General features: G+C 73.4%; 24 protein-coding genes. 5 read left to right on the plus strand and 19 right to left on the minus strand.

All coding sequences use genetic code 11. The features are described from left to right. Nucleotides 1–408: 408 nt before the first annotated feature. From ACI79Q_RS00400 to ACI79Q_RS00425, 6 genes are all read right to left on the minus strand, one after another. On the minus strand, nucleotides 409–1,131 hold the full coding sequence (locus tag ACI79Q_RS00400; protein WP_456587901.1) for a hypothetical protein: 723 nt from the start codon (nucleotides 1,129–1,131) through the stop codon (nucleotides 409–411). Then, complete coding sequence (locus ACI79Q_RS00405) at nucleotides 1,128–1,694, minus strand: RNA polymerase sigma factor (RefSeq protein ID WP_456613904.1); 567 nt, start codon at nucleotides 1,692–1,694, stop codon at nucleotides 1,128–1,130. The genes ACI79Q_RS00400 and ACI79Q_RS00405 overlap by 4 nt, the downstream gene beginning before the upstream one ends. Nucleotides 1,695–1,888: 194 nt before the next feature. Further along, a complete protein-coding gene (locus ACI79Q_RS00410; RefSeq protein WP_456599300.1) occupies nucleotides 1,889–2,380 on the minus strand; it encodes an SRPBCC family protein in 492 nt (163 codons plus the stop codon). Nucleotides 2,381–2,506: 126 nt separating this feature from the next. Then, nucleotides 2,507–3,151 (minus strand): SRPBCC domain-containing protein, encoded by a 645-nt coding sequence (locus tag ACI79Q_RS00415; protein ID WP_456613905.1) that lies wholly within the window; start codon nucleotides 3,149–3,151, stop codon nucleotides 2,507–2,509. 1 nt (nucleotide 3,152) lies between these two features. After that, nucleotides 3,153–3,560: an ArsR/SmtB family transcription factor gene (locus ACI79Q_RS00420; protein WP_456587905.1), complete on the minus strand. Its 408-nt coding sequence runs from the start codon at nucleotides 3,558–3,560 to the stop codon at nucleotides 3,153–3,155. Between the two features lie 515 nt (nucleotides 3,561–4,075). Beyond that, the gene (locus ACI79Q_RS00425) at nucleotides 4,076–4,618 is read right to left on the minus strand and encodes an anthrone oxygenase family protein (RefSeq protein ID WP_456613906.1); all 543 of its coding nucleotides are present in this window, start codon (nucleotides 4,616–4,618) and stop codon (nucleotides 4,076–4,078) included. A gap of 65 nt (nucleotides 4,619–4,683) precedes the next feature. Between ACI79Q_RS00425 and ACI79Q_RS00430 the strand changes: the two genes are divergently transcribed. Together ACI79Q_RS00430 and ACI79Q_RS00435 are read left to right on the plus strand one after the other, a co-directional pair. Next, nucleotides 4,684–5,328, plus strand: a complete 645-nt coding sequence (locus ACI79Q_RS00430) for a TetR/AcrR family transcriptional regulator (protein ID WP_456613907.1) — start codon at nucleotides 4,684–4,686, stop codon at nucleotides 5,326–5,328. Between the two features lie 394 nt (nucleotides 5,329–5,722). Further along, on the plus strand, nucleotides 5,723–7,018 hold the full coding sequence (locus tag ACI79Q_RS00435; RefSeq protein ID WP_456587908.1) for an acyl-CoA dehydrogenase family protein: 1,296 nt from the start codon (nucleotides 5,723–5,725) through the stop codon (nucleotides 7,016–7,018). 84 nt (nucleotides 7,019–7,102) lie between these two features. On the opposite strand, the gene ACI79Q_RS00440 is transcribed toward ACI79Q_RS00435, so the two are convergent. The 5 genes from ACI79Q_RS00440 to ACI79Q_RS00460 all read right to left on the minus strand — a co-directional run bounded on the left by ACI79Q_RS00440 (nucleotide 7,103) and on the right by ACI79Q_RS00460 (nucleotide 11,775). Beyond that, a complete protein-coding gene (locus ACI79Q_RS00440; protein WP_456587909.1) occupies nucleotides 7,103–7,417 on the minus strand; it encodes an MGMT family protein in 315 nt (104 codons plus the stop codon). A 113-nt stretch (nucleotides 7,418–7,530) separates the two neighbouring features. Then, nucleotides 7,531–8,682, minus strand: coding sequence for a hypothetical protein (locus ACI79Q_RS00445; RefSeq protein WP_456613908.1), 1,152 nt, complete (start codon nucleotides 8,680–8,682; stop codon nucleotides 7,531–7,533). Nucleotides 8,683–8,885: 203 nt separating this feature from the next. Then, entirely contained in the window at nucleotides 8,886–9,860 is a 975-nt protein-coding gene (locus ACI79Q_RS00450) for an oxidoreductase (RefSeq protein ID WP_456613909.1), read from the minus strand. Between the two features lie 85 nt (nucleotides 9,861–9,945). Next, nucleotides 9,946–10,695 (minus strand): alpha/beta fold hydrolase, encoded by a 750-nt coding sequence (locus ACI79Q_RS00455; RefSeq protein WP_456613910.1) that lies wholly within the window; start codon nucleotides 10,693–10,695, stop codon nucleotides 9,946–9,948. 117 nt (nucleotides 10,696–10,812) lie between these two features. Further along, nucleotides 10,813–11,775 (minus strand): alpha/beta hydrolase, encoded by a 963-nt coding sequence (locus tag ACI79Q_RS00460; RefSeq protein WP_456613911.1) that lies wholly within the window; start codon nucleotides 11,773–11,775, stop codon nucleotides 10,813–10,815. A gap of 229 nt (nucleotides 11,776–12,004) precedes the next feature. Here ACI79Q_RS00460 and ACI79Q_RS00465 point away from each other — a divergent pair, with 229 nt between their 5' ends. Next, nucleotides 12,005–14,764 (plus strand): LuxR C-terminal-related transcriptional regulator, encoded by a 2,760-nt coding sequence (locus tag ACI79Q_RS00465; protein ID WP_456613912.1) that lies wholly within the window; start codon nucleotides 12,005–12,007, stop codon nucleotides 14,762–14,764. On the opposite strand, the gene ACI79Q_RS00470 is transcribed toward ACI79Q_RS00465, so the two are convergent. The 8 genes from ACI79Q_RS00470 to ACI79Q_RS00505 all read right to left on the minus strand — a co-directional run bounded on the left by ACI79Q_RS00470 (nucleotide 14,757) and on the right by ACI79Q_RS00505 (nucleotide 22,833). After that, the gene (locus ACI79Q_RS00470; protein ID WP_456613913.1) at nucleotides 14,757–15,476 is read right to left on the minus strand and encodes a hypothetical protein; all 720 of its coding nucleotides are present in this window, start codon (nucleotides 15,474–15,476) and stop codon (nucleotides 14,757–14,759) included. The genes ACI79Q_RS00465 and ACI79Q_RS00470 overlap by 8 nt on opposite strands. Continuing rightward, complete coding sequence (locus ACI79Q_RS00475) at nucleotides 15,469–15,636, minus strand: hypothetical protein (RefSeq protein WP_456599290.1); 168 nt, start codon at nucleotides 15,634–15,636, stop codon at nucleotides 15,469–15,471. The genes ACI79Q_RS00470 and ACI79Q_RS00475 overlap by 8 nt, the downstream gene beginning before the upstream one ends. 103 nt (nucleotides 15,637–15,739) lie before the next feature. Then, entirely contained in the window at nucleotides 15,740–18,496 is a 2,757-nt protein-coding gene (locus ACI79Q_RS00480) for a helix-turn-helix transcriptional regulator (RefSeq protein ID WP_456613914.1), read from the minus strand. Nucleotides 18,497–18,702: 206 nt separating this feature from the next. After that, nucleotides 18,703–19,056 (minus strand): nuclear transport factor 2 family protein, encoded by a 354-nt coding sequence (locus tag ACI79Q_RS00485; protein WP_456587918.1) that lies wholly within the window; start codon nucleotides 19,054–19,056, stop codon nucleotides 18,703–18,705. A gap of 349 nt (nucleotides 19,057–19,405) precedes the next feature. After that, nucleotides 19,406–20,365, minus strand: coding sequence for a VanZ family protein (locus tag ACI79Q_RS00490; protein WP_456614019.1), 960 nt, complete (start codon nucleotides 20,363–20,365; stop codon nucleotides 19,406–19,408). A 488-nt stretch (nucleotides 20,366–20,853) separates the two neighbouring features. Then, nucleotides 20,854–21,504 (minus strand): trimeric intracellular cation channel family protein, encoded by a 651-nt coding sequence (locus ACI79Q_RS00495; protein WP_456613915.1) that lies wholly within the window; start codon nucleotides 21,502–21,504, stop codon nucleotides 20,854–20,856. Between the two features lie 289 nt (nucleotides 21,505–21,793). Continuing rightward, nucleotides 21,794–21,982: a hypothetical protein gene (locus ACI79Q_RS00500; RefSeq protein WP_456613916.1), complete on the minus strand. Its 189-nt coding sequence runs from the start codon at nucleotides 21,980–21,982 to the stop codon at nucleotides 21,794–21,796. 497 nt (nucleotides 21,983–22,479) lie between these two features. Then, nucleotides 22,480–22,833, minus strand: a complete 354-nt coding sequence (locus tag ACI79Q_RS00505) for a nuclear transport factor 2 family protein (protein ID WP_456613917.1) — start codon at nucleotides 22,831–22,833, stop codon at nucleotides 22,480–22,482. A 78-nt stretch (nucleotides 22,834–22,911) separates the two neighbouring features. Here ACI79Q_RS00505 and ACI79Q_RS00510 point away from each other — a divergent pair, with 78 nt between their 5' ends. Both ACI79Q_RS00510 and ACI79Q_RS00515 read left to right on the plus strand, forming a co-directional pair. Next, entirely contained in the window at nucleotides 22,912–23,712 is an 801-nt protein-coding gene (locus ACI79Q_RS00510; RefSeq protein WP_456613918.1) for a MerR family transcriptional regulator, read from the plus strand. An 85-nt stretch (nucleotides 23,713–23,797) separates the two neighbouring features. Further along, complete coding sequence (locus ACI79Q_RS00515) at nucleotides 23,798–26,365, plus strand: ATP-binding protein (protein WP_456613919.1); 2,568 nt, start codon at nucleotides 23,798–23,800, stop codon at nucleotides 26,363–26,365. Nucleotides 26,366–26,681: the final 316 nt, after the last annotated feature.

Genomic DNA, 26,681 nt, shown 5'->3' on the forward strand with positions numbered 1-26,681 from the left:
GTTGAACCCCCACAGCTGTCCAGCCGTGGGGGTTCTTCGTCGATGGGGTCATCGGCGCTGTGCCCCATCCTTGAGCGGACGCCGCGTCTGATCCTCTTGCGGTGCCCCGCCTCGCGAGGACGCGGCACTGATGGCCCGGCGGCGGGGCGTACGCGTGACCGCACGACTCCAACGCACTTGTCGTCGAACCGTCGATGAAGCGCGCGACCTCCCCTGACGGGGTGTCGCGGAACGCGTGAGAACCCCCCCCCACACCCGGTGGCCGGTATCCCTGGCGTTGTCGGGGACCGCGCGGATCGTGGCAGTCTTGCGTGCAACCCGCGGATCGGCCGGACGCATGAGGACCGCAAGAAGCGCTTTGCGCCACGCTCGATCAAGCTCGAGGCGACGTCCGTGTGGTCGCGTTGCTCAACGTGGGAGGCCTCCGGAGAACTCCAGAGTGCCTGCGACAGAGCCGTCGGCCTCATAGCCGGTCAGCACGCCGTCGGCCCCAGGGGGGAACCACCCGTGCAGCCACCCACGTGCGAGCACGGTCGGGTAGGTCGATCCGTCGGGCAGTTGCATCTCGCCGCGCACGGCGGTCCCGGCGCGCACCACGTACACGACGTACGGGTCGGCTCCGGAAATACCCGTCTCCGCCGCGAAGTCGTTCGGGAAGCTCCCGGGACCGCACGCCCCGCCGTTCTCGTAGAAGTCGGCGGGTGCTGGTCCAGCGGCGCTTTCCGCCGTCTCGAACACGGGCGCGGTGCACCAGGTGTAGCCGTTTGCGGGGTCTTCCTCCCATGTCACCACCGTGAAAACCCGCCCGTCGGGTCCAGGAGCGGTCCCAGCTCGCTGGACGGTCGCAGCAGCGGAATCCGGGTCGGTGGCCCTCGAGGCCAGCAGGTCGACGAGTCGGTCTGGCAGGAGGCCGGTCGCGGCCGCTGTCCCGATGCCGCCGGCGAGCAACGCCCCGGACAAGGCAACGGACACGATCTTCCGGCGGTGGCGCCTGGGGAGCCGCTGCTCCGTCCGGGACGCTGTGGTGAAGGCGGTGATGCGGGCGAGTTCAGCAGCCGACCAGTCCTCGTCCAGCGCGGGAGCCGGGCGAAGCGCCTGGAGGCGGGTGAGCGGATCGGTCGTCTCGTTCACGAGGCGCTCCTTGGACGTGTCGCTCGGATGCGGAGTGGGGCTGGTTCGGGGTCGGCGGTCGCCTCCCGCAATCGTCGGCGCGCACGGTGCAACCGAACGGCGAAGGTGGTAGCCGAGCAGCTGGCCACCTGCGCGGCGTGCGGGGCGCTCAACCCGTCCCAGGCGACGAGCAGCAGCGCCTCCCGCTCGATCGAGGTGAGCGTGGCCAGTGCTGCCAGCATCGCTTGGCGCTCGACAGCGGAGATCTCGGCTGCCGGGCCGTACTCGGTCAGTTCGGTCAGCCGCTGCAACTCGCCCTGCAGCAGGGCTTGTCGGTAGCCCGAGCGACGGTGGTTGGTGAGCGTGTTGCGGGCGACGACGAGCAGCCAGGGCAATGGATCCCCCGGAACATCGGCCAGTCGCCGCCAGGCCACGAGGAACGTCTCCGACACGACCTCGTGCGCGGTCTCCTGGTCGGTGTGCCGCTGCGCGTAGGCGAGCACCCGAGGGGCGTGCTCCTTCCAGAGTGCGGTGAACCGGCTGGTCTCGGGTTCCGCCGCTGAACCGCTTCCCGTCGCTGTCACACCTTGCAATGTCCGGCACCTGGCCGTTTCTTACGTCCGCGGCCCGTGTCGTCCTGCCATCCCTCCGCCCCTCCGCTGGCCGCTCCAGCGCTACGGCAGGCGGCTTCGTGACTCCTCGACGGCTGTGCCCGCTCGCGATCGCGCCGAGCGACGGCCGATCGCCGCCGGAGTTTCTCGTTGCTGATCGCGGCAGATCAGTCCCTCAGTTCGCGGACGTCCTTCCCCTGTTCGGCGAACGCCTTGAAATCCTCCATGTGCTGTTGCGACTGCTTGTGGAAGGCGCTGGGCATGAGCCGCGCCACCAGCCGCATGAGCGGACCGGCGAACCGGTATTCGCTCTCGCTCTCCCAGAGCGTCGACCCCGGACTGGCTTCGGTCAGCCGATCGCGCACGACGCTCCACATGCCCGCGCCGACGATCTCTCGCTCGAAGTGAACGACGGCCTCTGTGGGGATCGCCTCCAGGTCTGGCGGATCCCGGCGTGTGATCGTCTCGGTGCACTCGAACGTCCGCTTCCCCGACTGCATCACGACCCGGGACGTGGTCCCGAGCTGTCCGTGCATCCCCTCCACGGGCTCGTGCAGCGTCAGGTCTCGCAGCCACTTCGGTAGGTGCGCCGGGTCGGCGAGCAGCTGGGCCACTTTCTCTCGCGGCAGGGCGATCTCGATCGAGTTGGTGTACTTCATGTCGCGCCTTCCTCCCGGCGGTGGGTCAACCTGCCTGTTGCACTGCTCGTCTGCTCTTCGACGCGGATGCCTGACATCCGTCTTGCGAGCGCCATGAACGCCGATCAGCTCACCGCAGCGGGGAGTTCAGGTCGGGTCGGGCGCGTAGAACGTGATGGTGGCCTCGACCGCGGCCGCGACGTGCTCCGGTTCGCCACCGGCGGCCAGGTGAGCATCGCCCCAGGCCGCTGCGCTGCGGCGGATGAGCTCGCGCCCTTCGGGCGATCTCTGGGCCACCTCGTGGTCGGCGGTCTCGCCACCGGCCAACAGCCGGGCCAGGGCGAGAAGATGCAGGTCCCAGCCGACGCCGCCGGCACCGGGGCCGTAGGTCGGGAAGAGGGGCTCCTCGACGACCGCCGCGTGGATCAGCTCGAACTCGGTGTCGCCGGTCGGCCCCGGGACCAGACGCACTTCCACCTCACTCGTGCCGGGCCAAGCGTCGGCGTCCGGCCCGTAGAGCCAGGACACCTTCAGCAACCGCGGCGGCTCGCACCGGAGGATCTCGCCGTGCTCGCCACTGTCCAACTCGAACTTCCCGCCGAGCCGCAGATCCCCGGTGACCGGGCTCAACCAGCGATGCAGCCGCTCGGGGCTGGTAACGGCGTCCCAGACGTCGTCGATCTGCGCTTCGTATCGCCGCCGCAACTCGATGGTGTACGCCTCGCCGGCGGGCACGCTGCCCTTCCCCATCGCCCGGCGCGCGGCGGCCAGTTCGTCCAGTACGTCTTTCACGTCATGTGCCCCTCGCTGCTGGATCTGTCTTGTCCGCATCGATGCCAGGCTCGGCCGGTCGAGTGGACTCCCCACCAGCCGGAGTCCGAGCTGCACGCCTGCCCCGGGCCAGTTCGGTCTCCAGGGCGTCGAGGCGCTGTTGCCACAACCGGCGAAACCGGTCCAACCATGCGTCGACCTCGCTCAGCGGCCGGGGCTCGACGGCATAGAACCGGCGAGCTCCCTCAGGTCGCACCGACGTGAACCCGCTGTCACGCAGCACGCGCAGATGCTGTGAGACACCCGGCTGGGAGAGTCCGAACTCAGCCCGGATCACGTCCGTGATTCGGCCCGAGGTCTGCTCGCCGTCGGCAAGCAACTCCAGTATTCGTCGGCGCACTGGGTCGCCGAGGATGTCGAACGCGTGCACGAACCAGATCCTACCGGCCCCTACTTATATAAGTCGATACGAGCCATCTCACGAGCGGCCGAGCAGACCCAGCGCCAGCTGCGCAACGAGAATCCGTCGTGGCAAGTACTCCAGGCCGAGGACAGCGGTTCGACTCGGGCGCTCCTGGCGGTCACGTGGAGCCCGGGGCAGACCGTCGGCATGGGCGCAGGCAACAACGAAGCCCCGTGGTGGTCCTCGGCCCGACGTCAGTACGACCCGGCCGCTTGCCTGGGTGCGGCCTTCGGTCTCCGCGCGGACGATGACGGCTCCCGCGGCCACGAGCGCCGAAGTGGCTGCCCCGGCGCCGCTTCCGGCGACCGCACGCCGAGCCGAGCACCGGGGGTGCTGGGCGCGGCCGCGATGACCACCGATCCCACTGCGGCGCTCCCCCGGCGGCCCGGATCGCGGCCCGGGGCCGCCCACGGGCGATCATCGGCGGAGCGAGCAGTGCCCCGGCGCAGAGCGCGCGTCGCCGACGTCGAGCTGCCACCAGGTCAGCGCCGGCGCCGGACCAGAGCTGCGACGAGGGCGACGAAGGCGGCAGTGCTCAGCGCGGTACGCACCAGGTTCCAGGCGACCCACGGTTCTTCGTAGGCTGCCCGGACCGCGGACGGGTCGGCGATCGCCCCGACCGGACCGGCCGAGGCCAGCTGCTCGTTGAGCGGAACCGAGAAGCCCATGGTGACGAGGAATGCGCCGGCGTAGAGGACGGCGGCCGCGACCACCCACAACCGAGCGGGGCGACGACGCGCCAGGACGAGCGCCGCGGCCGCGACGGTGAGCACGAGAGCGCCGAAGAAGACCGGCCCGAAGGCCGCGTTGCGCACCGTGGCGTTGATCCACTGCATCGCCTCGATGAACGTCCTGTCCTCCGTCCTGGCGAGGCCCACCATGACCGAGCAGGCGTAGGCGAAGAAGAAGCCCGCCATCAGCCCGGTGGCCACCGTCGACGCAGCGAGCAGTGCTGACTCGATCCGGGAGCGTCGTGCGCCGCCGCTGCTGGCGTCGGTCGCGGGGTACGTGGATGTGCCGAGCATGAGCTGCTCCTCGGAATCGAACCGGCCGGTTCGGATAGATTCGAACTGTCCGGTACGGTTGTCAAGTGCCCATTCCCGGCGGACGACGACGCGGCCGACCACCCGAGGCGGAGCGTGCGCAACGACGCGATCAGGCGCTCGACGCTGCCCTCGAAGAGATCCTCCGGGCCGGCTACGAGCGGATGACCATGAGCGCCGTAGCCGCCCGCGCGGGCTCGTCGAAGGAGAGCCTCTACTCGTGGTTCGCCAGCAAGGAGGGCATGATCACCGCACTCATCCGGCGCCAGTCGGCTGCCACGAACGCACTGGTGGAGCAGGCGGTCAACCGCGGTGGAGCCCCGTCAGACGTCCTGCTCGGCATCGCCCGCGGGCTGCTGGACCTGCTGACCAGCGAGACGTCACTGGCCCTGAACCGTGCGGCCATGACCTCGTCGCCGCTGGCTGTCGTGCTCCTGCGCCACGGCCGGCACACCACGGGTCCGCTTGTCGAGGGTTACCTGTCCAGGCTCGCCGACGACGGTGTGCTCGTGATCGAGGATCCAGGCAGCGCCTTCGCTCTCTTCTACGGGCTGGTCATCCAGGACGTGCAGATCCGCGCCCTGCTGGGTGAGGCGCCGCCGAGCGGCCCGGACCGACAGCGGCGGGCCCAGTTGGCAGTCGATGCGTTCCTGCGCCTCACCCAGTCCTCCCGGCGCCCCCGGTCGGACTGAGGATGGACACGCTCCGGGGGGGCGCCTGACCGGGGCGCAGGGTCGGGGGCTGACCGACGTGCTGGGGCAGTCCGTGGCGACCACGGCGGATCCGTCAGCGGGCGCCTCGCAGACGTGTGCGTATGTACCGTGTCGCCCCTCGGTCACCGAACGGGGGCCCCACGATTCACCTCGTGGGGCTTTGTCGTTCCAGGGAGCAGCAACCGCGGCGTATCCGGCGGCGCACAGTCCTCGGGGCATCAGAACCTGTTTCGCGGGAAGAGTCCGAGCGGCCGACTACCCCGCTATGCCACCCTCGAGGCTTCGTCCTACCGGGACCAGGTCGTTGCTGCGCTTCTCGCTGCGCTCCCGGTGGGCCCCCGCCGCCGCACGGACCAGCTGAGAGGGACACCTGATGCAGACCGCTGAGCCAACGGAGCTGTTCGACCTGCGCATGAGCGAGGAGGCCCGGCCGCTCTTCGACCGAGTCGTCCGATTTCTCGAGGACGTGGTCGCGCCGATGCAGGAGGAGTACTTCCGGCTCGGCGAAGGGCGCGCCGACCGTTGGTCGTACGCGCCGGGTCAGCTCGAGGCGCTCGAGGGGGCCAAGGCCAAGGCCAAGGAGGCCGGCCTGTGGAACTTCTTCCTCCCCGACTCCGAGGTCGGCGGCCTGACCAACCTCGACTACGCCTACATCGCCGTCGAGCTCGGCAAGTACCCGCTCGGCTCCGAGTCGCTCAACTGCTCGGCCCCCGACACCGGCAACATGGAGGTGCTCGAGCGCGTCGGGACGCCCGAGCAGAAGGCCCAGTGGCTCGAGCCGCTCCTCAACGGCGAGATCCGCTCCGCCTACGCCATGACCGAGCCCGACGTCGGCAGCTCCGACGCCAAGAACATCCGGCTCCGGGCGGTGCGCGACGGCGACGAGTACGTCCTCAACGGCGAGAAGTACTACATCTCCGGCGCCGGCGATCCCCGCTGCAAGATCATGATCGTCATGTGCCAGACGAACCCCGACGCGCCGGCGCACGCGCAGCAGTCGCAGATCCTCGTGCCGATGGACACCCCCGGCGTCGAAGTGCTCGGCCCGATGCAGGTGTTCGGCCGCGACGACGCCCCCCACGGCCACATGCACATCCGGTTCACCGACGTGCGCGTGCCCGCCTCCAACATGCTGCTCGGCGAGGGCCGTGGCTTCGAGATCAGCCAGGTGCGCCTGGGGCCCGGGCGCATCCACCACTGCATGCGTGCGATCGGCCAGGGCGAGAAGGCGCTGGAGTTGATGATCCGCCGGGGCAAGTTCCGGGAGGCGTTCGGCAAGCCGATCCTGAACCTCGGCAAGAACATGGAGACGGTGTCGCGGGCGCGCATCGAGCTCGATGCCTGCCGGCTCATGGTGCTGAAGGCCGCCAAGGCGATGGACGTGCTCGGCAACTCCCAGGCCCGCGTCTACGTCTCGGCGGTGAAGGCGATGGTGCCGGAGAAGGTGTGCCAGATCATCGACCAGGCCATCCAGATCCACGGCGCCACCGGGGTGTCGCAGTGGACGCCGCTGGCCGACATGTACACCAGCCAGCGCACCCTCCGCCTGGCCGATGGGCCCGACGAGGTGCACCACTTCGTCGTCGCCCGCCACGAGGCCGGTCGCTACACCGAACCGGCCCCCGGTCGCACCGAGGCCCTCGGCGACGGCGTCTTCGCCGGGCCCTGAGCCAGCGGCTGCCCAAGACCGGATGCTCCCGGGCGATCCACCCGGCATCGTGGTGGCCAACCGCCAGCACAGCAGGCCCCGGGGTCACGTATCGCGCACGGCATCGTGGATGCTCCACGATGCCTGCGCGAGATCCACTCGCACGTCGTGGCCACGGTGCAGCAAAGGGGTGGATTCGTCGAGGAACTGAGCGAGCGCCTCGTGGGCCGCGCCTTGGACCGGCCGCCCCTTGGCATCGACCACCCGCCACCACGGCACGTCGTGACCGCCGTTGCGCAGGATCCGGCCCACGGCACGCGCGCCCGTGCCGGCCACCTCCGCGACCTCGCCATAGGTCATCACCTGCCCCCTGGGGATCGACGACACGGTGCTCAGGACCCGCTCGGCCACTTCGCTCATGGTCTCGCCCTCACTGCCTTCGTCGATCGGTGTGCCGTGGAGTTCTCGCCGACCGTTCCGACCGACGCAGGTTGACGTCCGCAGGCTCGGCGGCCGCTCCCAGCTTCTGGACCTCAGGCGCCTCGCTGCCCTTGACGCGCGTCATCACGACCGTTCTCCTCCTCGTCCGCCCTTCCCAGGACGAACTCCTCGGGTGGAGAGAGGACCCCGTTCGCCTGCACGGTGACGTGGTGCGGCCCCGGGTAGTACGTCCGGGTGGTGATGGGCCGGAAGGAGTGGGTCTTCGTGACGACGGTGCTTCCGCCGGCGGCGATGCGTCGTGACCCGAGCTTGAAGGTCTTCCCGCTGACGGACCCGTTGGCACGTCGGAATCCGATGGAGTAGTCGATCGCCACGGTGGCGTCCGTCTCCCCCTCGTTGGTGACGACGGTCGTGAACGTGAGTTCCCCTCCCCAGGGAACGACCTCACCGGAGATGCGCGGCCGGGCCACGCGGAGGCTCTTCCCGGTGAAGCCCAGGAGCGCCAGCGCGGTGGGATCGGCCCGCTTGATCAGCGTCCTCAGGCCGTGCCGGAGCACCCACGGAGTGCTGGCGTCCGGGTCGCCGGCCCACGCGGCGGCGGTGTCCGTGACGACGGAGGGATCGACGCGACTGAGGTCGTTGAGATGGTTGGCGACCGAGCGCCGCACGTACTCGGCCGGGTCCCGGTAGGTGGCGTCCAGGATGCCTCGTGTCGCACGAGGATGGGCAAGCAGCCACGGCACCCGCTTCGCCCAGGGCAGGTAGGCGCGAGAGCCCTCCGTGGCGAGTCGCCGCACGTGCTCGCTGTCATGCCCCGTCCAGGTCTGCATGATGCAAAGGGCGCGCTCGGGTCGCGCGTTCAGGAGCTCGCGAACGGCGAACTCGCCCGTCAGCCCGAGGGTGAGCCGGGCGAGGAGTGCCATGGCGGCGTCGAAGTCCCGCGTCGAGCCGGATTCGAGTGCTCTCGACGCGACGAACTCGGTGGTGGGCCAGATCATCCACCGGTCGAGACGTGGCTCCTCCAGCACGTCGAGCACCACGCGCTCGGCGGCGGGGAAGCCCGCCGGGACGTCGCTGAGGAGAGCATCGCGGACGATGTCCACCCGCTCCCTGAGGCGGACGCCCCGTACGGCACCTTCCGCCTGGACCAGAGCGGAGAAGTCGCTGGTGGGCGCAACCGCTTCGAGCGCAGCCCGTAGCCGTGCAACGACGGCTGGACTGATCAGTTCGTCCATGGCGCCCACGGCGACTCCTTTCCGACAGGGCACGTCTTCTGCGTGCGGGCGCGCCCTGGACGGGTTGGCGCCCCCGTCTTCGTCACAGCCCGGACCACGCCTCGCGGCTGCTGAAGCTCTGTCCGGGTGGTGGAAGAACGGCGACAGCCACCCAGGCGAGGATCGCTCGTGTCGCCACACGGCTGCTCGCGCCGGCTCCGATGCCCATCGGTCTAGACCGTCGGGACGGTACCGCCGTCGATGACGTACTCCGCACCGACGATCGCCGACGCCTGGTCGGACACCAGGAAGCCCACGAGATCGGCGACCTCCTCCGTTCTCGCGAAACGGCCGAGAGGGACTCCGCCGAGGGAGTCGAGGATCCTCTGCTTCGCTCCCTCCCGGCTCAGGCCATTCCCTTCCGCGATCCGATCCACGAACCTCTCATAGGCCTCGGTCTCGATCCCCCCGGGACTGATCGCATTGACCCGCACACCGTGCGGCGCGAGCTCGTTCGCCAGGCCTTTGCTGTACGTGCGCAACGCGGCTTTTGCGGCCGCGTACGCGAGAGTTGCGTCGTACTGCGGCATCTGCCGCTGGATGGACGTGAAGTGGAGCACCACGCCGTGCCCGGACCGGACCATCGACGGCAGAAGCGCTCGATCGAGCCGCACGGCGCCGAGGAGATTGAGGTTCAACTCGATCATCCACTGCTCATCCGTGATCGCCGCGAACCCGCCGGATGGCGTGGACGCACCTCCTACGACGTGCACGAGGATGTCGACACCACCGGTCTCCTCGATACGCGCCCCGACGAGCGCCGTGCCCTCGACGGTCGAGGTGTCGGCCGCGATGAAGCGGTCCGGGAACTCGTACCCGTCGGGCATCGTCCCGGCCGTTGCATACACGTCGGCGCCGAGCGCGCGAAGCCGTTCGGCCACGGCTGCACCCGATCCCTTCGACCCGCCGGTGACGAGCGCTCGACGCCCATCCAGGCGCCCGCGATCCGCACTTCCCATCTCTGCTCCTCCGTTGTCGTCCAGGACGGTGCGCTCGGCCGAGATCTCGTCGTGCGAGCGACGATCGTCGGCGTGTTCACCGCGCCGAACCTCGGGGCGTTGCCGCAGCAACCGCCGACCGCCCGGCCCTCGACTCGACCCCGATCGCCCGGTTCCGCACGAGATGCCGATCAGGTCGAACGCGAGCATCTCCGGCACCCCATCCTGCGGGGGCCCGCCCCGCCCTCTCCCGTCTCGACGACGGGGCGGGCCCGGTGTGGCAATCGCCGTCCGGTCAGCCGGCCGTCGCGCGGGCGGCCTCGTCGATCAGCCGGGCGACAGCCTCCGGCTGGGAGACCGTCACGGCGTGGGAGGCGTCGATCTCGACGTTCGTCGCCCCGGCACGCTCGCCCATGAACTGCTGCGACTCGGCGGGGACGGCGAGGTCCTGGCGCGTGATCAGGTTCCAGGAGGGCACGGTCTTCCAGGCTGCCTTCGTCGCCTTCCCCTCGAGCGCGTCGGCGACGATGGGACGCTGGGTGACGGCCATCAGCGCGGCGACGGCCTCCGGCACGTCCGCGGCGAAGACCGCCCGGAACTTCTCCTGCTCGATGTAGAGGTCGTCCACAGGCTGCCCGTCGGGACCGGTGACGGACACCGGGCGCAGGGCCGGCCCGAGCTCGTTGCCGGGGAACTTCCCGGCCAGCTCACCGGTGCTCTCGCCCTCCTCCAGGAGGAAGCTGGCGACGAACACCAGCGCCTTCACCTTCGGATTGCCGTCGGCCGCCTCGCTCATCACGCTGCCGCCGTAGGAGTGGCCCGCGAGGACGATCGGCCCGTCCACGTCGTCGAGGACACTGCGCACGAAGTCGGCGTCGCGGTGCAGGTCTCGGAGCGGGTTGGCCACCCCGACCACGGGATAGCCGTCGGCCTTGAGCTGGGTGATCACGCCGTTCCAGCTGGACGAGTCGGCGAAGGCCCCGTGGACGAGCACCACGGTGGGCTTGCTCGGGTCCGTGCGGGCCTCGAGGGTGCTGGTGGTCATCGTTCTCTTCCTCTCGGTGGACAGCGGCCCCGGTGCATCGGATCCGACGTCGCGGCGCTGGTGGAGCGAACGTAGGAAGCGCGGCGGCTGCTTCGCGTACGTCGATCGACTGTTCGTTCACTTGCCGAAGGCCGCCCGGAGCATCGCGATCGACTGCCCGATGGCGGCGCGTGCGCCGAGGGTCTGGCTGACCGGGTCGAGCATCATGAAGTCGTGGTGCACCCCGTCGTAGCGGACCGTGGTCACCGGGACGCCGGCCGAGCGCAGCGCGGCGGCATAGGCCTCGCCCTCGTCGCGCAGGACGTCGGCCTCGGCCACCAGGAGGAACACCGGCGGAAGACCCGCGAGCTGCTCCGGGGTGGCCCGCAGTGGCGACGCGGTGACCTGGGCCCGCTGGGCGGGGTCGGTGGTGTAGGCGTCCCAGAACCACTCCATGGCCTTCGCCCTCAGGAACGGCCCCTCGGCGAACCGGACGTAGGAGGGGGTGTCCATCGCGGCGTCGGTGACCGGGTAGTACAGCGACTGGTGCACGAAGGAGACGTCACCGCGGTCCTTGGCCATCAGGGTGAGGGCCGCGGTCATGTTGCCGCCCACCGAATCGCCGGCGACGGCCAGCCGGGTGGCGTCCAGACCGTGCTCGGCGCCCTGCTCGGTGATCCACCGAGCCGTGGCGTAGCCCTGCTCGATGGCCACCGGGTACCTCGCCTCCGGTGACCGGCTGTACTCGACGAACACCACGGCGGCGTCGGCGCCGACGGCCAGCTCTCGGACCAGCCTGTCGTGCGTTCCCGCATTGCCGAGAACCCATCCGCCGCCGTGCATGTAGAGGAGCACGGGGAGCTGCCCGGACGCTCCGGCGGGCCGCACGATCCGGACCGGCACGTCGCCGACGTCGGCCGGGACGGTGATCCAGTGCTCGTCCACCGGGAGCTTCTCGACGGCGCCGGACTGGATGTCGTCGAGGACCTTGCGGGCGGCCTCGGGGCCGAGGTCGTACAGGTAGGGCGGGTTGGCGGTGGCGTCGGCGAGCTGCTGGAACTCCGGCTCGAGGACGACGGGCGGGGTCTGCTGAGTGGTCATGGATCGGTCCTTCCGGTCGGGACGGCGCGTGCTGCGCCGTCGGACGGCCAGACGCTGGCACCTCTCCCCCGCCCCCCGGCATCCGTCGATCGACTGCGCTTCCGGACTGCCCCGCCACGTCCCCGGAGCGGTCCGGTAGCCCGGCCGGCCCCACCGGGCCCGAACCTGGACTACCGTGCACCCGCCGGGGCCGACGGCGTGGCCGTGCTCGGAGCAGGAGGGACCGGCGGTGCTGATCGGGCGGGAGTCGGAGCTCGCCGTGCTGCGCGAGGCGGTCCGCACGGCGACCACCACGGGTCTCGCGCTGGTCGTCGAGGGCGACGCCGGCCTGGGCAAGACGGCGCTGGCCGCGGCCGCGACCGAGATGGCCCGGTCGGCCGGCTTCCGGGAGCTCCGGTGCTCGGGTGTCCTGGGCGAGGCATCCCTGGGGTTCGCCGCCCTGCACGAGCTGCTCCACCCGGCGCTGCACCGGGTCGGCGCCCTGCCCGCGCGCCAGCGGGCCGCGCTGCTGACGGCGTTCGGGCTGGAGGAAGGACCGGCGCCCGACCCCCTCCTCCTCTCCCTCGCCGTGCTCCACCTGATGGAGGAAGTGGTCGCCACCGGGCCCGCCCTCGTCGTGGTCGAGGACCTGCACCACGTCGACCAGTCCAGCATCGACGTGCTCGTCTTCCTCGCCCGCAGGCTGGCCGACCTGCCGCTGCTGCTCCTCGCAACGGTGCGGAGCCGCCCCGATGCGCCGGTCCCCCCGGCGGACTTCCCGGGCCGTCGGCTCACCCTGGCTCCGCTCACCGAGGCGGAGTCCCAACGGCTGCTCGAGGCCGTCGCCCCGCAGTTGGACCCGGGCATGCGCGAGGCGGTCGTCGCAGTGGCCGGCGGGAACCCGCTCGCGCTCACCGAGCTGGCGACCGCGCCCGGCGCCGTCCGGCCGGCCGCGGCGCCCGCGCTGCCCGATCAGCTGCCGACCACGGCACGGATGAAGCAGGCGTTCCTCGAGTCCTTCGACCAGCTGCCGGCCGCCAGCCGGCAGTTCCTGCTCGTGGCAGCGGCGGACGGCGGGAACGTGCCGCTGTTCCGCGTCGTGGCCGCCGCGGGCGGCTTCGACGAGGCGGTCGCGCTGCTCCGGCCGGTCGAGAGCGCGGGCCTGGGGGCGGTGACCGGCGGTCACTTCTCCTTCCGGCACCCCCTCATCGGCTCGGCCGTCTACGGTGCCGCGACGTCGGCGGAGCGCGCCGCGGCGCACCACCTGCTGGCCGGGCTGGCGGACGACCCCGAGCGCGTTGCGTGGCACCGCGCGGAGGCCAGCTACGGCCCGGACGAGTCGGTCGCGGCAGGACTGGAGGCCGCGGCGGCACGCGCACTCCAGCGCGGTGCCCGGTGGGAGGCGTTCGCCGCCCAGCGCCGGGCCGCCGCCCTCTCCCCCGCTCTCGGGAACCGGGTCCGCCGGCTCGTCTCCGCCGCGGAGTCGGCCCGGCGTGCGGGCCTGACCCGGGAGTCGGTCGATGCCCTGCGGGAAGCCATGCCGCTCGCCGACGAGGGGAACGCCGTCCGGGAGCTCGCCTTGGCCGAGTGGGCACTCAGCAGCGGGACCGACCTGGTGGTCGGCCGGTCCCCGGAGGAGCTGGTGGCGGTGGCCGGACGCCTGGGCGGGCCGTCGGGCCGTGACCATCCCGAGGCCCGTGTCCAGCTCCTCGCCGCGGCAGCCACGCGAACCTGGGAGCTGGCGGCGCCCGAGACCACCCGCGCGGCGGTCCGCGGAGGGCTGGAGACCCTGGACGACACTCCGCACCCCCTGAAGACGGTCGGCCTGGCGCTGCTCGATCCGTCCACCCGCGCCGCGGAGCCCCGATCCGCCCCGCTGGAGCTGCTGGACGTCGTCCGGACCCGGTACCCGTGGGCGCTCGCGAGCCTCGCAGCGATGGCGGAGGCGCTGCACGACGTGCCGGCGTCCCAGGCGGCCTGGGACGCCGGTTGCCACCTGCACGCCCCGGCGGAGGCGCCGGGGGACGCGGCATCGTTCCTGTGCGGCCGGGCAGCGATCCGGGTGCTGAGCGGGCAGTTGGTCGACGCGCTGGCCGACGCCGGAGCGGCAGCCCGGACGGCGCTGGACTCCGAGCTGCCGTTGCTGGCCGCCGCCGCCGAGGTCGTGGCCGCACGGGTCCACGCCTGGCGCGGTGCGGACGCCGCAGCGCAGGCGGCCCTGCGCCGGCACCGGGAGCTGGCCGGATCGCACCGCACCGCAGTGGTGAGCGCCCGGGCGCACTGGGCCGCCGGGCTGGTGGCGATGAACCAGCGCCGTTACCGGGCCGCTCAGCAGGAGTTCGCGCTCGTCGGGCAGCACCCCACGACCGCCGCGTGGGCGGTGGCGGACCTGGCTGAGGCAGCCGTGCGTGCCGGCCGCGGTGACTCGGCGGCCGTCGTGGTCGCCGACGCCGAGCGCCGGGCCCGCTCCGTCGACTCCCCGTACCTGTGGTCCCTCGTGCACCGGGCGAGGGCACTGCTCTCCGTCGGCGAGGAGGCCGGGGAGGCCTACGCGGTCGCGGTGGCGGCCGGGCTCGGCAGTGGCGCGCCGCTGGAACTGGCCCGCACCCGGCTGGTCTACGGCGAGTGGTTGCGCCGTCAGCGGCGGATCGCGGCCGCGCGCGAGCAGCTCGCCGCCGCACTGGAGACGCTGACCGCCGCCGGCGCGAGCCCCTGGGCCGACGCCGCCGCGGCCGAGCTGCGGGCTGCCGGCGGCACGCCGGACGCGGCGCCGCGGCGAGGGGCACCCCCGACCGAGCTCACCACGCAGGAGCGGCGGATCGCCGAGCTGGCTGCCGAGGGCCTGACCAATCGCGAGATCGCCGCGCGCACAGCCCTCTCCCCCCGCACCGTGGCGACCCACCTGGCCCGCGTGTTCCCGAAGCTGGACATCGCCCACCGGGCCCAGCTCCGCGACGCCCTGCGGACGCAGCCGGGCGGTCGAGGGCCGGCGGCGCCGCCGGTCAGGTGACGGTGACCTCGGCCAGGTCCACCGAGACGAGGACCGGACCGGGCACCGCGCGGTCCGCGGCGTCCCTGCCGTGCACGACCCGCCGGGTCGGGACGGCCAGCCCGGAGTACTCGCGGTGCTCGCTCACCACGTCGGCGCCGGGCAGGCCGCCGGCCACGTCGATGCTGTAGTCCCGGCGGCGGATCAGCCCGTCGCCGTCGACGTGCAGCACCTGCTCGCGGCTGTGCGTGGCCATGGTGACCGGATAGGTGACCAGCAACCGGCGCAGCCGCCGGCCGCCCTCGGTCCACGGATCGATCTCCACCGTGCGCACCCCGGGGAAGGTCAGGTGCCACGGCTCGGTGAGCCAGGTCCACATCGCGTACCCGCCGACGTAGGCCTGCTGCAACGCCGTCCACGGCGTCGTGAACCCGTGGCCGGTGAACGACGCCCGAGGGTCCGGCAGGGACCCGAGGGTCCGGCCGCCCTCGCTCTCGACGTGGACCCGGCCCGGGGTGACGACCGTGCGCTGCCCCGGCCCGGGGAACTGGGCGTACGAGGCGCGCTCCCGGTGCAGGTCCACGGACACCTCGACGTCGGCCAGCGCGTCGGGCTGCCCCTTGACGGCGCCGAGCCGTCCGCCGGTGCGCTGCCGCCCGGTGATGCGCTGCGCCGCCCGCCAGCGGTCCAGTCCGCCGTGCGCTGCGAGGAGCAGCTCGAGGAGGTCACTCATGGTCGTCGTCGTCCGGGGGTGGGGCCGGCCGGCTCCCGGCGGGGCGGCTTCTCGCGGCGTCGAGGCGGAGCCGGGCTCGGACGCCGTCCTCGCGGCGCTGCCTGGCCTCGGTGGCCAGCTGGCGCATCGCGACCACCCAGGCGGGCTCACGATCGTCCACGGCGCCCTCCCCCGCGGTCTCGACGGATGCGGCACCGACGCTAGGGAGCACCGGCCGGGTGCCACATCCGTACGATGACCGCTCCCGCCGGCCGGGGGCGGGATCAGTCCCCGACCGGACCCAGGACGTCGCGGAGCTGGGCCCGGCTGGTGATCCCCACCTTCGGGTAGATGCGGTAGAGGTGCGCCCCGATCGTCCGGTGCGAGAGGTAGACCCGGTCGGCGATCCCCTTGTTGGTCAGACCGCTGGCGGCCAGGCGGGCGATCTGGAGTTCCTGCGGCGTGAGCACCTGGGCCGGGTCGATCCTGGCCGAGGGCATGCTGCGGCTGGGGACCACCCCCGCCGCGCGCAGCTCCGCGGCCGCCAGCTCCGCCCAGGGCGCCGCGCCCTCGGTGTCGAACACGTGCAGCGCCTCCGCGAGGTGGCCACGAGCCGCCACCACCTGACCGTGCCGGCGGAGCCACTCACCCCACGCCAGCCGGCTGCGGGCGAGTTCCAGCGGCGAGCCCGCCCGCTGGCCGGTCTCGACCGCGGCCTCGAAGCGCTCCGCAGCCTCCGCGCCGGGAGCCAGCAGCGCACGGCTGCGGTGCACCAGGGCCTGGAGGTGCGTCGAGCGCAGCGCCGCGGCCACGCGCTCGGCCTCGGCGACGACCGGTTCGATCGTGGAGGCGGCACCGGAACGGACGGCGGCCTCGGTCAGGTCCCCCAAGGCCAGCAGCGCGGTGCTGGGGTGGACCGACACGTCGCGCAGCGCCGGCAGCGCCTCCTCGTACCGGCGGCGACCGAGAGCTCCCAGCCCGGCCGCCCAGGCGACCAGCGCGCGGACCAGCGCCGAGGGCTGCTCGCCCGAGAGCTCTAGGGCGCGGGCGCGGGCGCGGGCCGCTGCCTCGTCCGCGCCCGACCAGGCATGCCCCCGCGCGGCGGCGGCCGCCGCGAGGCCGGCCAGGACCGGCAGGTCGAGTTCCCCGGCCAGCTGTTCTCCGTGCGCCGAGTCGGCGAGCCCTTCGGCGAGTCGGCCGCTCGCCAGCCGCAGAGCACCGCGCCCGGTGAAGACCTGCGCCTCGTCGCTGAGCACACCCGTGCCGCCGCGGAAGAACATGGCGCCGAGGTCCCACAGGCTGGAGGCCGCCGCGAAGTCCTGGATCGCCTCGGCCATGCGCGCGGCCGCGAGCACCAGTTCGCTGCTGCCGGGGTGGTTCTCGGTGCGGTCGGTGTAGGCGTAGTCGGAGACGAAGCCGGTGAGTCCGGGCAGCGCCGCACGGGCGCGGGCCGCGTGGGCGGCGGGGTCCACGAGGGCCAGCCCGATGGCGACCATGGGGTCCCGACCTCCCGGGTCGACCGCGCTCAGGGCGTCGGCGAGCCGGTTCCTCGCCGGCTCGTCCACCCCCTGGATCCAAGCCAACGCCGCGGCCCCGACCAGCACCTGCGCTCGCTGCCTCGGGTGCTCGTCGCCCCTGCTGCCCGCCAGCCCCTCCGCCAGCGCGACAGCTTCCCCGGCGGTGCGGACGGGCGTGCCCGCCGTGACGCCGAGCATGACCTCGGTGGAGGCGACCGTGGCGACGACGTCCGCGCCGGTCGCGAGGGGCAGCGCCTCCTCCAGCAGCTGGACGGCGTCGCACGCCCGGCCGCCCTGGCGGGCGGCGACGGCCGCCGCGATCAGCCGACGCGCCCGGGCCTCGGTCTCCGCCGAGAGCGCCGCGGCGCGGCGCAGCGTGACGACGGCGTCGGGCCGTGCCCCCCGCTGCAGGGACCGCCGAGCCGCCGCCTCCAGCTCGGCGGCGATCGTCTCGTCCGGCGCGAAGGCGAGCGCCGCGCGGTGCCAGGCCGCGGCGCCCGGGTCCGGCGTCGCCGCCGCCAGCGCTGCGTGGGCCGCCGCGCGGTCGGACCAGGTTGCCGCTCCACGGACGGCCGAGCGGAGCAGCGGATGGCGGAAGCGCACGCGGTCCCCTACCAGGGTGACAGCGCCGGCCTCCTCGGCCGGTGCCAGGTCCTCGGGCGTCAGGTCGAGCAGGCGCCCGGCGGCGATGAGCTCGGGCAGCGTCTCGACGTCCGCGACCGCGGCGAGGAGCACGAACCGACGGCTGGCCTCGGGCAGGGCGTCGACCCCGGCGAGGAGGGCCCGCTCGAGGCGTGCGGTGGTCGGCAGCGGGCCCGCCGGGGCCGGACCGCCGTCCCGGGCGCTCACGGCGGCGGCGAACTCGCGCACGGCCAGAGGGTTCCCGGCGGCCTCCGCGAGGATCTGCCGCCGGTCGTGCTCGCCGAGCCGGTGCGGGAGACCGTCCAGCAACAGGGCGGCCTCCTCCTCGTCGAGGGGGCCCAGGTGCAGCCGCGCGATCTGGGTGGAGGGCAGCGGGGTGGGGTCGCCGGACCCGGCGCGAACCGTCGCCACCATCAGGATCGGGGCGTTGCTGAGCCGGCGGGCGACGAACTCCAGGGCCTCGGCGCTGGACCTGTCCAGCCACTGCAGGTCCTCCATCACCACGAGCAGCCGCTGCCGGTGCGCGACCTCCTCCAGCAGCCCCAGGACGGCGAGGTGGATGAGCAGTCGGTCCGCGGGTCCGTCGGACTCCCCGAAGGCGGAGCGCAGGGCGGCCCGCTGGCGCCCCGGCAGTGCCGCGGCGTCGTCGAGCACCGGGCGGAGCAGTTCGTGCAGGCCGGCGAACCCGGCCGTCGCCTCGCTCTGCACCCCGGTGCAGCGCAGCTCGCGGAAGCCGGCGTGGCGGGCCTGCGCCGACAACGCCGCCACGAGGGTGGTCTTGCCGATACCGGCCTCGCCCGAGACGACGGCGGCCCGGCCTCCGGCGGCCACCGAGTCCAGCATCGCCGTCAGCACGGCCAGCTGCTCGGTCCGTCCGATCACGATCCGCTCACCCCCGTGCACTCCCGGGCCTGCACATGCGATCTACGCACGCCGTGCCGTGGGCCGGCAATGCCGGTCTCCGCCCTCCTCCGCTCACGCGGTGTGGACCGCCCAGGCCGCAGAGGGCTCCGCCCGTGCCATTCCCGCCGCGGCCCCGTCGCGGCCGCGGCCTCCTCCGCGACGGTAGGGCAGGCCGGAGCCGGTCGTCAGGGTGCTATCACCAGCTCCGTGATGAGGTCGCCGTCCAGGACGAAGCGGTAGCGGAGGTCGACGACGCCACCGGGGAAGTCGCCCTCCAGGTGCTTGGTGGCGACCCAGTGCCCGTCGTCGGCGCGCTCCGCCCCGACGAGGGTGGTCGTGTACGTGAACTCGGCCCCGGCCCTGGACAGGAAGCCGCGGATCTCCTCGGTCCCACGGTAGGTCGTGCCGTCGTCGACGACCACGGCGGTGGGCGTGAAGGCGCGCAGCGCGCTGTCCACGTCGCGGGCGTCGTGCGCGGCGAGGTAACCGCGGATCGCGGCCGGGAGCTGATCGGGTCGGGTGCTGTTCGGATTGGCCATGCACCGACGGTGCGGTCTCCCGGCACGGGATGGTCAAGGCTCGAAGTCTCCCCCGGGGAGAGGGTGCACGCGCGCCAGCTGTACCGCCCGGGCAGGTTGGTCGGCAGGTCACGGTGGGTGGCTTCCGATCGCGGTGTGGGGTCGCGGCGTTCTCGTGCCACGCCCGCTCCAGCAGCGACTCGGCGCTGACCCCCCGCCCCGCGGATGAGGGTCTTGTTCCGGTGGCGGTCGGCGACGATCCGCCGGGCGATATCGTCCCCGGAGATGACGTGCGGCGGCGGATCAGGCGCCTCGGCGAGGCTGCCGGGCCGCGACCACGCGGGCCGGCTCGCGGGCGGGCGGCACCTGATCAGCCGCCGCTGGCGTCGGGAGCTGGCGCGGGGCACTCGCCGCCGCGCTCGACGGTGAGCTCGAAGTGCCACATCTCGTTGGCGTACGTCTGGCAGAGGCCGTAGTCCGCCCCGTGCTGAGCCAGCCAGCTCATCGCGTCCGTCGGGCCGATGTCGACCGCCCGGCCCGAAACGTGCTCGGACTCATCCGGGCCCAGGACGTACGCCCGGGCCGCCTCCGGGCTGCCGTAACGGGCGACCGCCGCATCGAAGAGCGACTGCTGGTGGGCAGCGCTGCGCCATCCACTGGACACGTGGAGGTCCACCCCGTCGGCGGCCGCGTCCCGGGCGGCGTCCTGGAGGGCCGTGCGCAGCTCGCTGTCAAGGCCGGTGATGGCCGGGACGTCGGCGAACGGGGAGAGCTCCTCACCCTCGGGGACCAGCCCGTCGGCGACGGTCGGGGCTCCCCCGCCCGGTGCCGGCGCGTCGGCGGACCCGTCCGGTGCGGCTGCCGAGCACCCGGTGGTCCATGCCACGAGCATGGCAACGCAGACCAGCGCGGCGCGCGGCCCGCACCGTCGCCGTCGCCGCGCACGTCGCGACCGGGCCGCCAGGTGCACCCGGACGAGCGCGACGCCGAGCACCGTGCCGACCGCGTTGGCGGCGACGTCGACCACGTCGGGGATGCGTCCGGGCAGTGCGACCTGCGCCAGCTCGATGAGCGCCGACGCCGCAGCCCCGAGGGCCAGCGGCAGCAGCGGCCCCCGGCGCCGGAGGACCCATGCGGCGAGCGCACCCACCGGGACGAACAGCAGCACGTTCGCCAGCACCTCGACCGGGCGCCGGGGAACGGTGTCCAGCCAGGGCGCGAACAGTGCCTCGACGCCGGCCAGCACGGTCCGGCGGGCACCAGCGACGGCCTCGGCCGGACCGAGCGTGATGCCCGCGACGGCGAGCACCACGGCGGCGGCCACGAGCACCAGCAAGCCTGGATGGCGCCCCCTCGGTCGGCCCGGAACCGGGGCCCGGGGCGTCGCGCCCGCTTCGCCGGCAGGTGGACGGTGGTGGCTGGTCGTCATGGTCGAACTCCTCTCCGCCGGGCTGGCCGGCGCGGGCTCGGTGCGGTTGGACGGACCCCAGTGCAGTCGGCCGGTTGTTGCCACGACGTCTCCGATTCGGCATACGCCCGCGATATGGGCGCGGCAGCTGTCGCCGACGTGTCGATGCCTGCGAACGCGCGCGCAACCGGTCTCGGTCATCGAGCGCCGGCGGGAGACAGGTCCGCGCCGTGCCCTGGGCGCCACCCGGCAGCACGTCACGGCCCGGTTCCTCGGCGGGGCGCTGCTGCCTGCGCCGGGCGGGGACCTCCGGGCCCGGGACCGGCAGCGCGGTGACCGCCCGGTGGGGGCTTGGCCAACGGGCGGGTCCCCGTCGTACCGCTCGGCATCGCGGTAGTGCTCTCGTTGCCTCAGGAAAGTGGCGGTCCGCCCACCAGGGGCGAGCCGACCGGGGACCGCCGCCCGCGCGCCCGCGGACCGCGCCAGTGGCGCTGCAGGGCGAGCACGCGGACGACGAAGATCGCGGCGGCGACCCCCGCGCCCAGCGCCGGGCCGTCGGCGTCGAACGTCGAGGCGACGCCGACGACGAGCGCCCCGACCACCGCCGGCACCGCGTAGAGCTCGGAGTCCGCCCGGAACAGCGCCGGGGTCTCACGGGCGAGGACGTCGCGGAGCACGCCGCCGCCCACGGCGGTCGTGACCCCGAGCAGGGCGGCCGCCACGGGCGCGAGGCCGTGGTCGAGCGCCTTCTCGGTCCCCGCGACGCAGAAGAGCCCCAGGCCCGCCGCGTCGAAGACGAGCAGCGGCCTGCTCAGCCGCGCGAGCCAGGGGTGGGCGACGGAGGTGACCGCAGCCGCCGCCAGGGCCACGACCAGGTACTGCCACCTGCTGAACGCCGGAGGCGGCGTGTCGCCGAGCACGAGGTCCCGGACGATCCCACCGCCCAGCGCGGTGACCACCGCCAGGATCGCGATGCCCACGACGTCGTAGTCGCGGCTGATCGCCATCAGGGCGCCGGAGACCGCGAAGGCGAAGACGCCGATCAGGTCGAGGATCTGCATGTCGTCACCGACCTCCTGGCGGGTCCCGGTTGGTCAAGCCCTGCGCAGCGAGCTGCGGGACCAGCAGTTCCTGCGGGCTCAGCTGCTCGCGGGCCTCCGGGGTGCGCGGCCTGCTCTGCTCGCCCGCGGCGCGCAGCTCTCGGCGGGCCCGGTCGCCCCAGGCAGCCGGCCCCCAGGGCGTCGGCTGGTCCGCGGCGCTGCCGGTGCGCGCGGGGCTTTCGGGCAGAGGTCGGATCCGGCAGCCCCCGGCTCGGATGCGGTGGGGGGCGCCGGCCGCACATCCGGTGGATCACTGCCCCTTCTCGTCCCGCCCGAGGGGGTACCGCCGTCGGGCGGCCCGGATACTTGCGGCCGAGAGGAGGCGGTCGTCGCCGTCGCGATGCTGCCGTCGCTCCGCGGCCAGCTGGCGGACGGCGATGAGCGAGGCCGGCTCCCTGCTCTGCGATGTCGTGGTCGGGTCGTCCCGGTCCGAGGTCATGTCGGGAACGCTCGCCGCGCGCCGGGGCACGCACATCCGTCAGATGACCGGTCGTCGGCCTGCGTACCCGGCACGCGAGGGCCGCCCCAGCACAGCCTTCGCCGTGGCTGGTCCAGCTGCGCTCGTCACCGGCCACCACGTCGAGAGCCGGCGTCGGGATCTCCACGAGGCCACGTCGCAGCCGGCCCCAGCGGCCGACCGGGAACCGCACCGAGCCCGGTCACATGACGGATGCGGAGCCCGCCCGCCCGGGTCGAGCATCGTCTCCCTCACCTCGTCCGACGGACCTCTCCGGTCCGCGGACCCGACGGATTCGAGGAGGCCCCGCCATGGGCACGATCCCCACGGGTGACCGGGACACGCAGGGGGGCGTTTCTCCTGGCCCGCGGCGGTCGGCGCATCGCGCACGACCGGCGGGGCCACGGCCGCTCGACCTGGTCCGGCGACGTCCGGCACAGCCTGCCGAGCGCCGAGGCGTGACTGCCCGGACCCGGTCGTCACGGCGCGATGACGAGTTCGGCGATGCGGTCGCCGTCCATCGTGAAGCGGTAGCCGAGATCGACGACGCCACCCGGGAAGTCGCCCTCCAGGTGGTTGACGGCGATCCAGTGCGCGCTGTCGACGCGCTGCGCACCGACGAGCGCGGTGGTGTACGTGAACTCGGCTCCGGCCTTGGTCAGGAAGCCGCGGATCTCCTCGGTCCCGCGGTAGGTGATGCCTTCGTCGACCACCACGGCGGTGGGCGTGAAGGCGCGCAGCGCGGCATCCGCGTCGCGGGCGTCGTGCGCGGCGAGGTAGCCGCGGATCGGAGCCGGGAGCTGGTCGGGCTGGATGCTGGTCGGTGTGGTCATGTCCCGACGGTGCGGCTTCCCGGACCGGGAGGGTCAAGCGCTGGACTCTCCCCCGGGGAGAGGGTGCACAGTGCACGCGTGCTGGCGATCGGTGAGTTCTCCCGGCTGACCCACCTGAGCGTGCGCACCCTGCGCCGGTACCACGACGCAGGCCTGCTGGAGCCGGCGACGGTGGACCCCGCGAGCGGCTACCGGTACTACACCGCGGACCAGATCCCGACCGCACAGGTCATCCACCGCCTGCGCGAGCTCGACGTCCCCCTGACCGACGTCCAGCGGATCCTGCGCTCCCCCGATCCGCGCACCCGCGCCCGCTTGATCGCCGACCACCTGGAGCGACTCGAGTCCGAGCTCGACCGGACCCGGGCCGCGGTGGCGTCGCTGCGCCGGCTGCTGCGTCCGGCGCCGGCCCCGCTGCAGGTGGAGTTGCGCTCGGTCGCGGCCACGACGGTGGCCGCCGTGGAGGACGAGGTGGCGCACGACGAGGTCCTCGCCTGGTACGCCGGGGCCATGGCCGAGCTGGACGCAGCGGTCGAGGGGCCGACCGGTGCCCCGGGCACCCTGAGCGACAACTCCCTGTTCGAGAGCGGCCGCGGCCACGTGCTCGTGTACCTGCCGACCCCTCACCCCCCGCACCGGGGCCGGGTGCACCCGGTGACCCTGCCGGCCGTCGAGCTCGCCGTGACCACCCACGTCGGCCCGCACGACGACATCGACGTCACCTACGGCGAACTGGGCGCCTGGGTGGTGGCCAACGCTCTGGCGGTGGCCGGGCCGGTGCGGGAGAGCTACCTGGTCGGCCCGCGCGACACGGCCGACCCGTCCGCGTGGCAGACGGAGATCGGCTGGCCGGTCTTCCGCGTGGCGCAGCGCTGTTAGTCGCTGCCCATCCCTGATCCACGTTCCACGAGAGGCCTGCCCCATGCCGGGCATCCGGACACCAGACCAGCGGCTCCGCGTCTTCGTGAGCTCGACCCTGGGCGAGCTGGCGGCCGAGCGCCGAGCCGTCTCCCGCGCCATCGCTGCGCTGCGGCTCACCTCCGTGATGTTCGAGGCGGGCGCGCACGTGCGCCCGCCCGGCGAGGTGTACCGGGCCTACCTGGCGCAGAGCGACGTCTTCCTCGGCATCTACTGGGAGCGGTACGGCCAGCTCGTCCCGGGCCTGGACGTCTCCGGTCTGGAGGAGGAGTTCGAGCTCTCCCGCGGGATGCCGCGGCTGCTGTACCTGAAGACACCCGCTCCCGACCGCGATCCGCGCCTGGCACAGCTGGTCCGCCGGATCCAGCAGGAGGCGACCTACCGTCCGTTCCGGACCCCCGCCGAACTGGGCCGGCTGGTCCGTGACGACCTCGCCCAGCTGCTGAGCGAGCGGTTCACCGCCGCGGCGACGTCACCGGCTGCTCCGGTGGCGCCGGCCACGCGGTCAGGAGGCGCCGTCCCCCGGTCCCTCCTGACCCCCGACCCCCTCCCGGTCAGCACGACGTCGCTCGTCGGCCGGCAGCAGGCCGTCGAGGAGGTCGCGGACCTGCTCTCCCGTCCCGGCCGACGGTGGGTCACCCTCACCGGCCCGGGCGGGATCGGCAAGACCCGCCTGGCGCTGGCCACCGCCGAGCAGCTGCGCGAACGGTTCGACGCCGGCACCGTCTTCGTCCCGCTCGCGGAGCTGACCGACCCCGCCGCCGTCGTGGGGCGCATCGGCTGGGCGCTGGGCGCCGACCTCGCCGGTGCGACCTCGCCGGTACCCGCCCTGGCCGACCTCCTCGGAAGCGACCGGTGGCTGCTCGTCCTCGACAACCTGGAGCGCCTGGTCGCAGCCGGCCCGGAACTGGCCGAGCTGCTGACCCGGTGCCCCCGCCTCGCGGTGCTCGCGACCAGCCGGACCGTCCTGGGGGTGCAGGCCGAGCAGGCGTACCCGGTTCCCCCGCTGCCGGTCCCGGAGGCGGCGGACCTGCCGCACCTGGCGGAGAACCCGGCGGTCCGGCTGTTCCTGGAGCGCGCCCGGGCGGTACGCCCGGACTTCGAGCTGACCGCGGAAGGCGCCCCGGCCGTCGTGGAGATCTGCCGCCGTCTGGAGGGCCTGCCCCTGGCCATCGAACTGGCCGCCGCCCGCATGCGGCTGCTCGACCCGGTCACCGTGCTGAGCCGGCTCTCCCGTTCCCTCGACACGCTGGGTACGGGCACGGCCGATCTCCCGAAGCGGCAGCGCACTCTCCGCGCGGCGGTGGAGTGGAGCATCGGCATGCTCGACGACGCCGAGCGGTCACTGCTCGAGGTGCTGGCGGTCTTCGCCGACGGCTGGACCCTCGCGGCCGCTGCCCACGTCGCCGGCCTCGACGAGGACCGGGCGCTGGACCTGACCGAGAGCCTGGCCCGCCACAGTCTCATCCACGTCGCCGCGAGGCCGACGGGGCCGAGACCCCGGATGCTGCACCCCGTGCGCGCCTTCGTCGCCGAACGGCTGGCGGCGCGTCGCGACGTCGACGAGGTGCGTCGCCGCCACGCCGAGCACTACCGCGAGCTCGCCGAGAGCGCCGATCGGCCGCTGCGCGGCTTCCGCCAGCGGGCGTGCGCCGAGATCCTCGTCCGGGAGAGCGACAACATCGCGACCGCGGTGCGCTGGCACCTCGCCCACGATCCGGCACCGCTCCCCCGCCTGTTCCGGGTTCTGTGGCCGTTCCGGGTCCTCTGGCCGTTCCTGGGCCTCGGGGACATGATCATCGGTGAGGCGCGCTCCTGGCTGGCCGAGCTGCTGCCGACCGAGGACGCCCTGCCGGCAGTGCCGCGCGCGGAGCTGTTGAGCACGGCCCTGCTCTCCGCCCTGGAGGTCGGAGACACGACGGCCGTCCGGGCGACCAGCGAGCGGCTGGCCGCGCTGCTCGGCGAGGTCGAGGACCCGTACCTGTCCGCCGTGTCGCCCCTGCTCCTCTCCTGGGCCGCGACGCTCGTCCGCGACCTGGACGGCGCCCGGCGGGGGTTGCGCACTGCCCTCGACCGGCTGCGCGCTCTCGACGAGCCGATGTGGACAGGGTTGGCGCTCGTGACCGCCGGATCCGTGGAGGCCGCCCTCGGCGATGCCGACGACGCCCAGGAGCTCGTCGCCGAGGCGCACGACCTGGCGGGTCGCTTCGACACCCCGTGGCTGGCTGCCGTCTCGCGGGTGGTCCTGGCCGGGCTCGCGACGGGCCGGGGCCACCTCCAGGAGGCCCGCGCCCTTCTGTCCGACGCGCTCGACCTCAGCGTGTCCGGGCAGAGCACGCACTGCCTCTGCCTGGCGCTGGCGGGTGCTTCCGCGTTGTCCCTCGCCGACGGGGACGCCGAGCGGGCCGGGCTGCTCGCCGGTGCGACCGACGGCCTGCGCCGTCGCGCAGGGCTGCGGGTGTACGCGTCGATGCGCGGGGACGGCGACCTGGCGGACGCCGTGCGCGCGGCAGCCGGATCTGCGCGGTTCGACGAGCTGTTCGCCGCGGGCGGCCGACTGGCCCTGGCGGAGGTGCTGGACCTCGCCCGCGACTACCTGCGTCCGGGCAGGTGACGCTCAGCCAACCGGTCGGAGCCGTGCGCGCATGTAGCGCGCGTCGCCCCTCGGACACAGGACCACTGGTTCACGCCAGCGCCGAACGTATCGGGCGCGCACGTCATGGGCGCCCTGCCTCGTCGTGTGCGGTGGTCACCGTTCGTCAGGATGACCAGGCCGTCATCATCGCGCGGTACACGTGGCCTCACGTCCTCCGATCCGGGGTCCGCGGCGCCTCGACGGCTGAGCGGTGGGCCGCGCGTCCAACCGCAAGCCGACGACCAAGGTGTGCTCTGCGCTAACCCCGAGCGGCGCCAACGGCCTGGCCCGCGCT

The sequence above is a fragment of the Blastococcus sp. SYSU DS0828 genome (assembly GCF_054050975.1).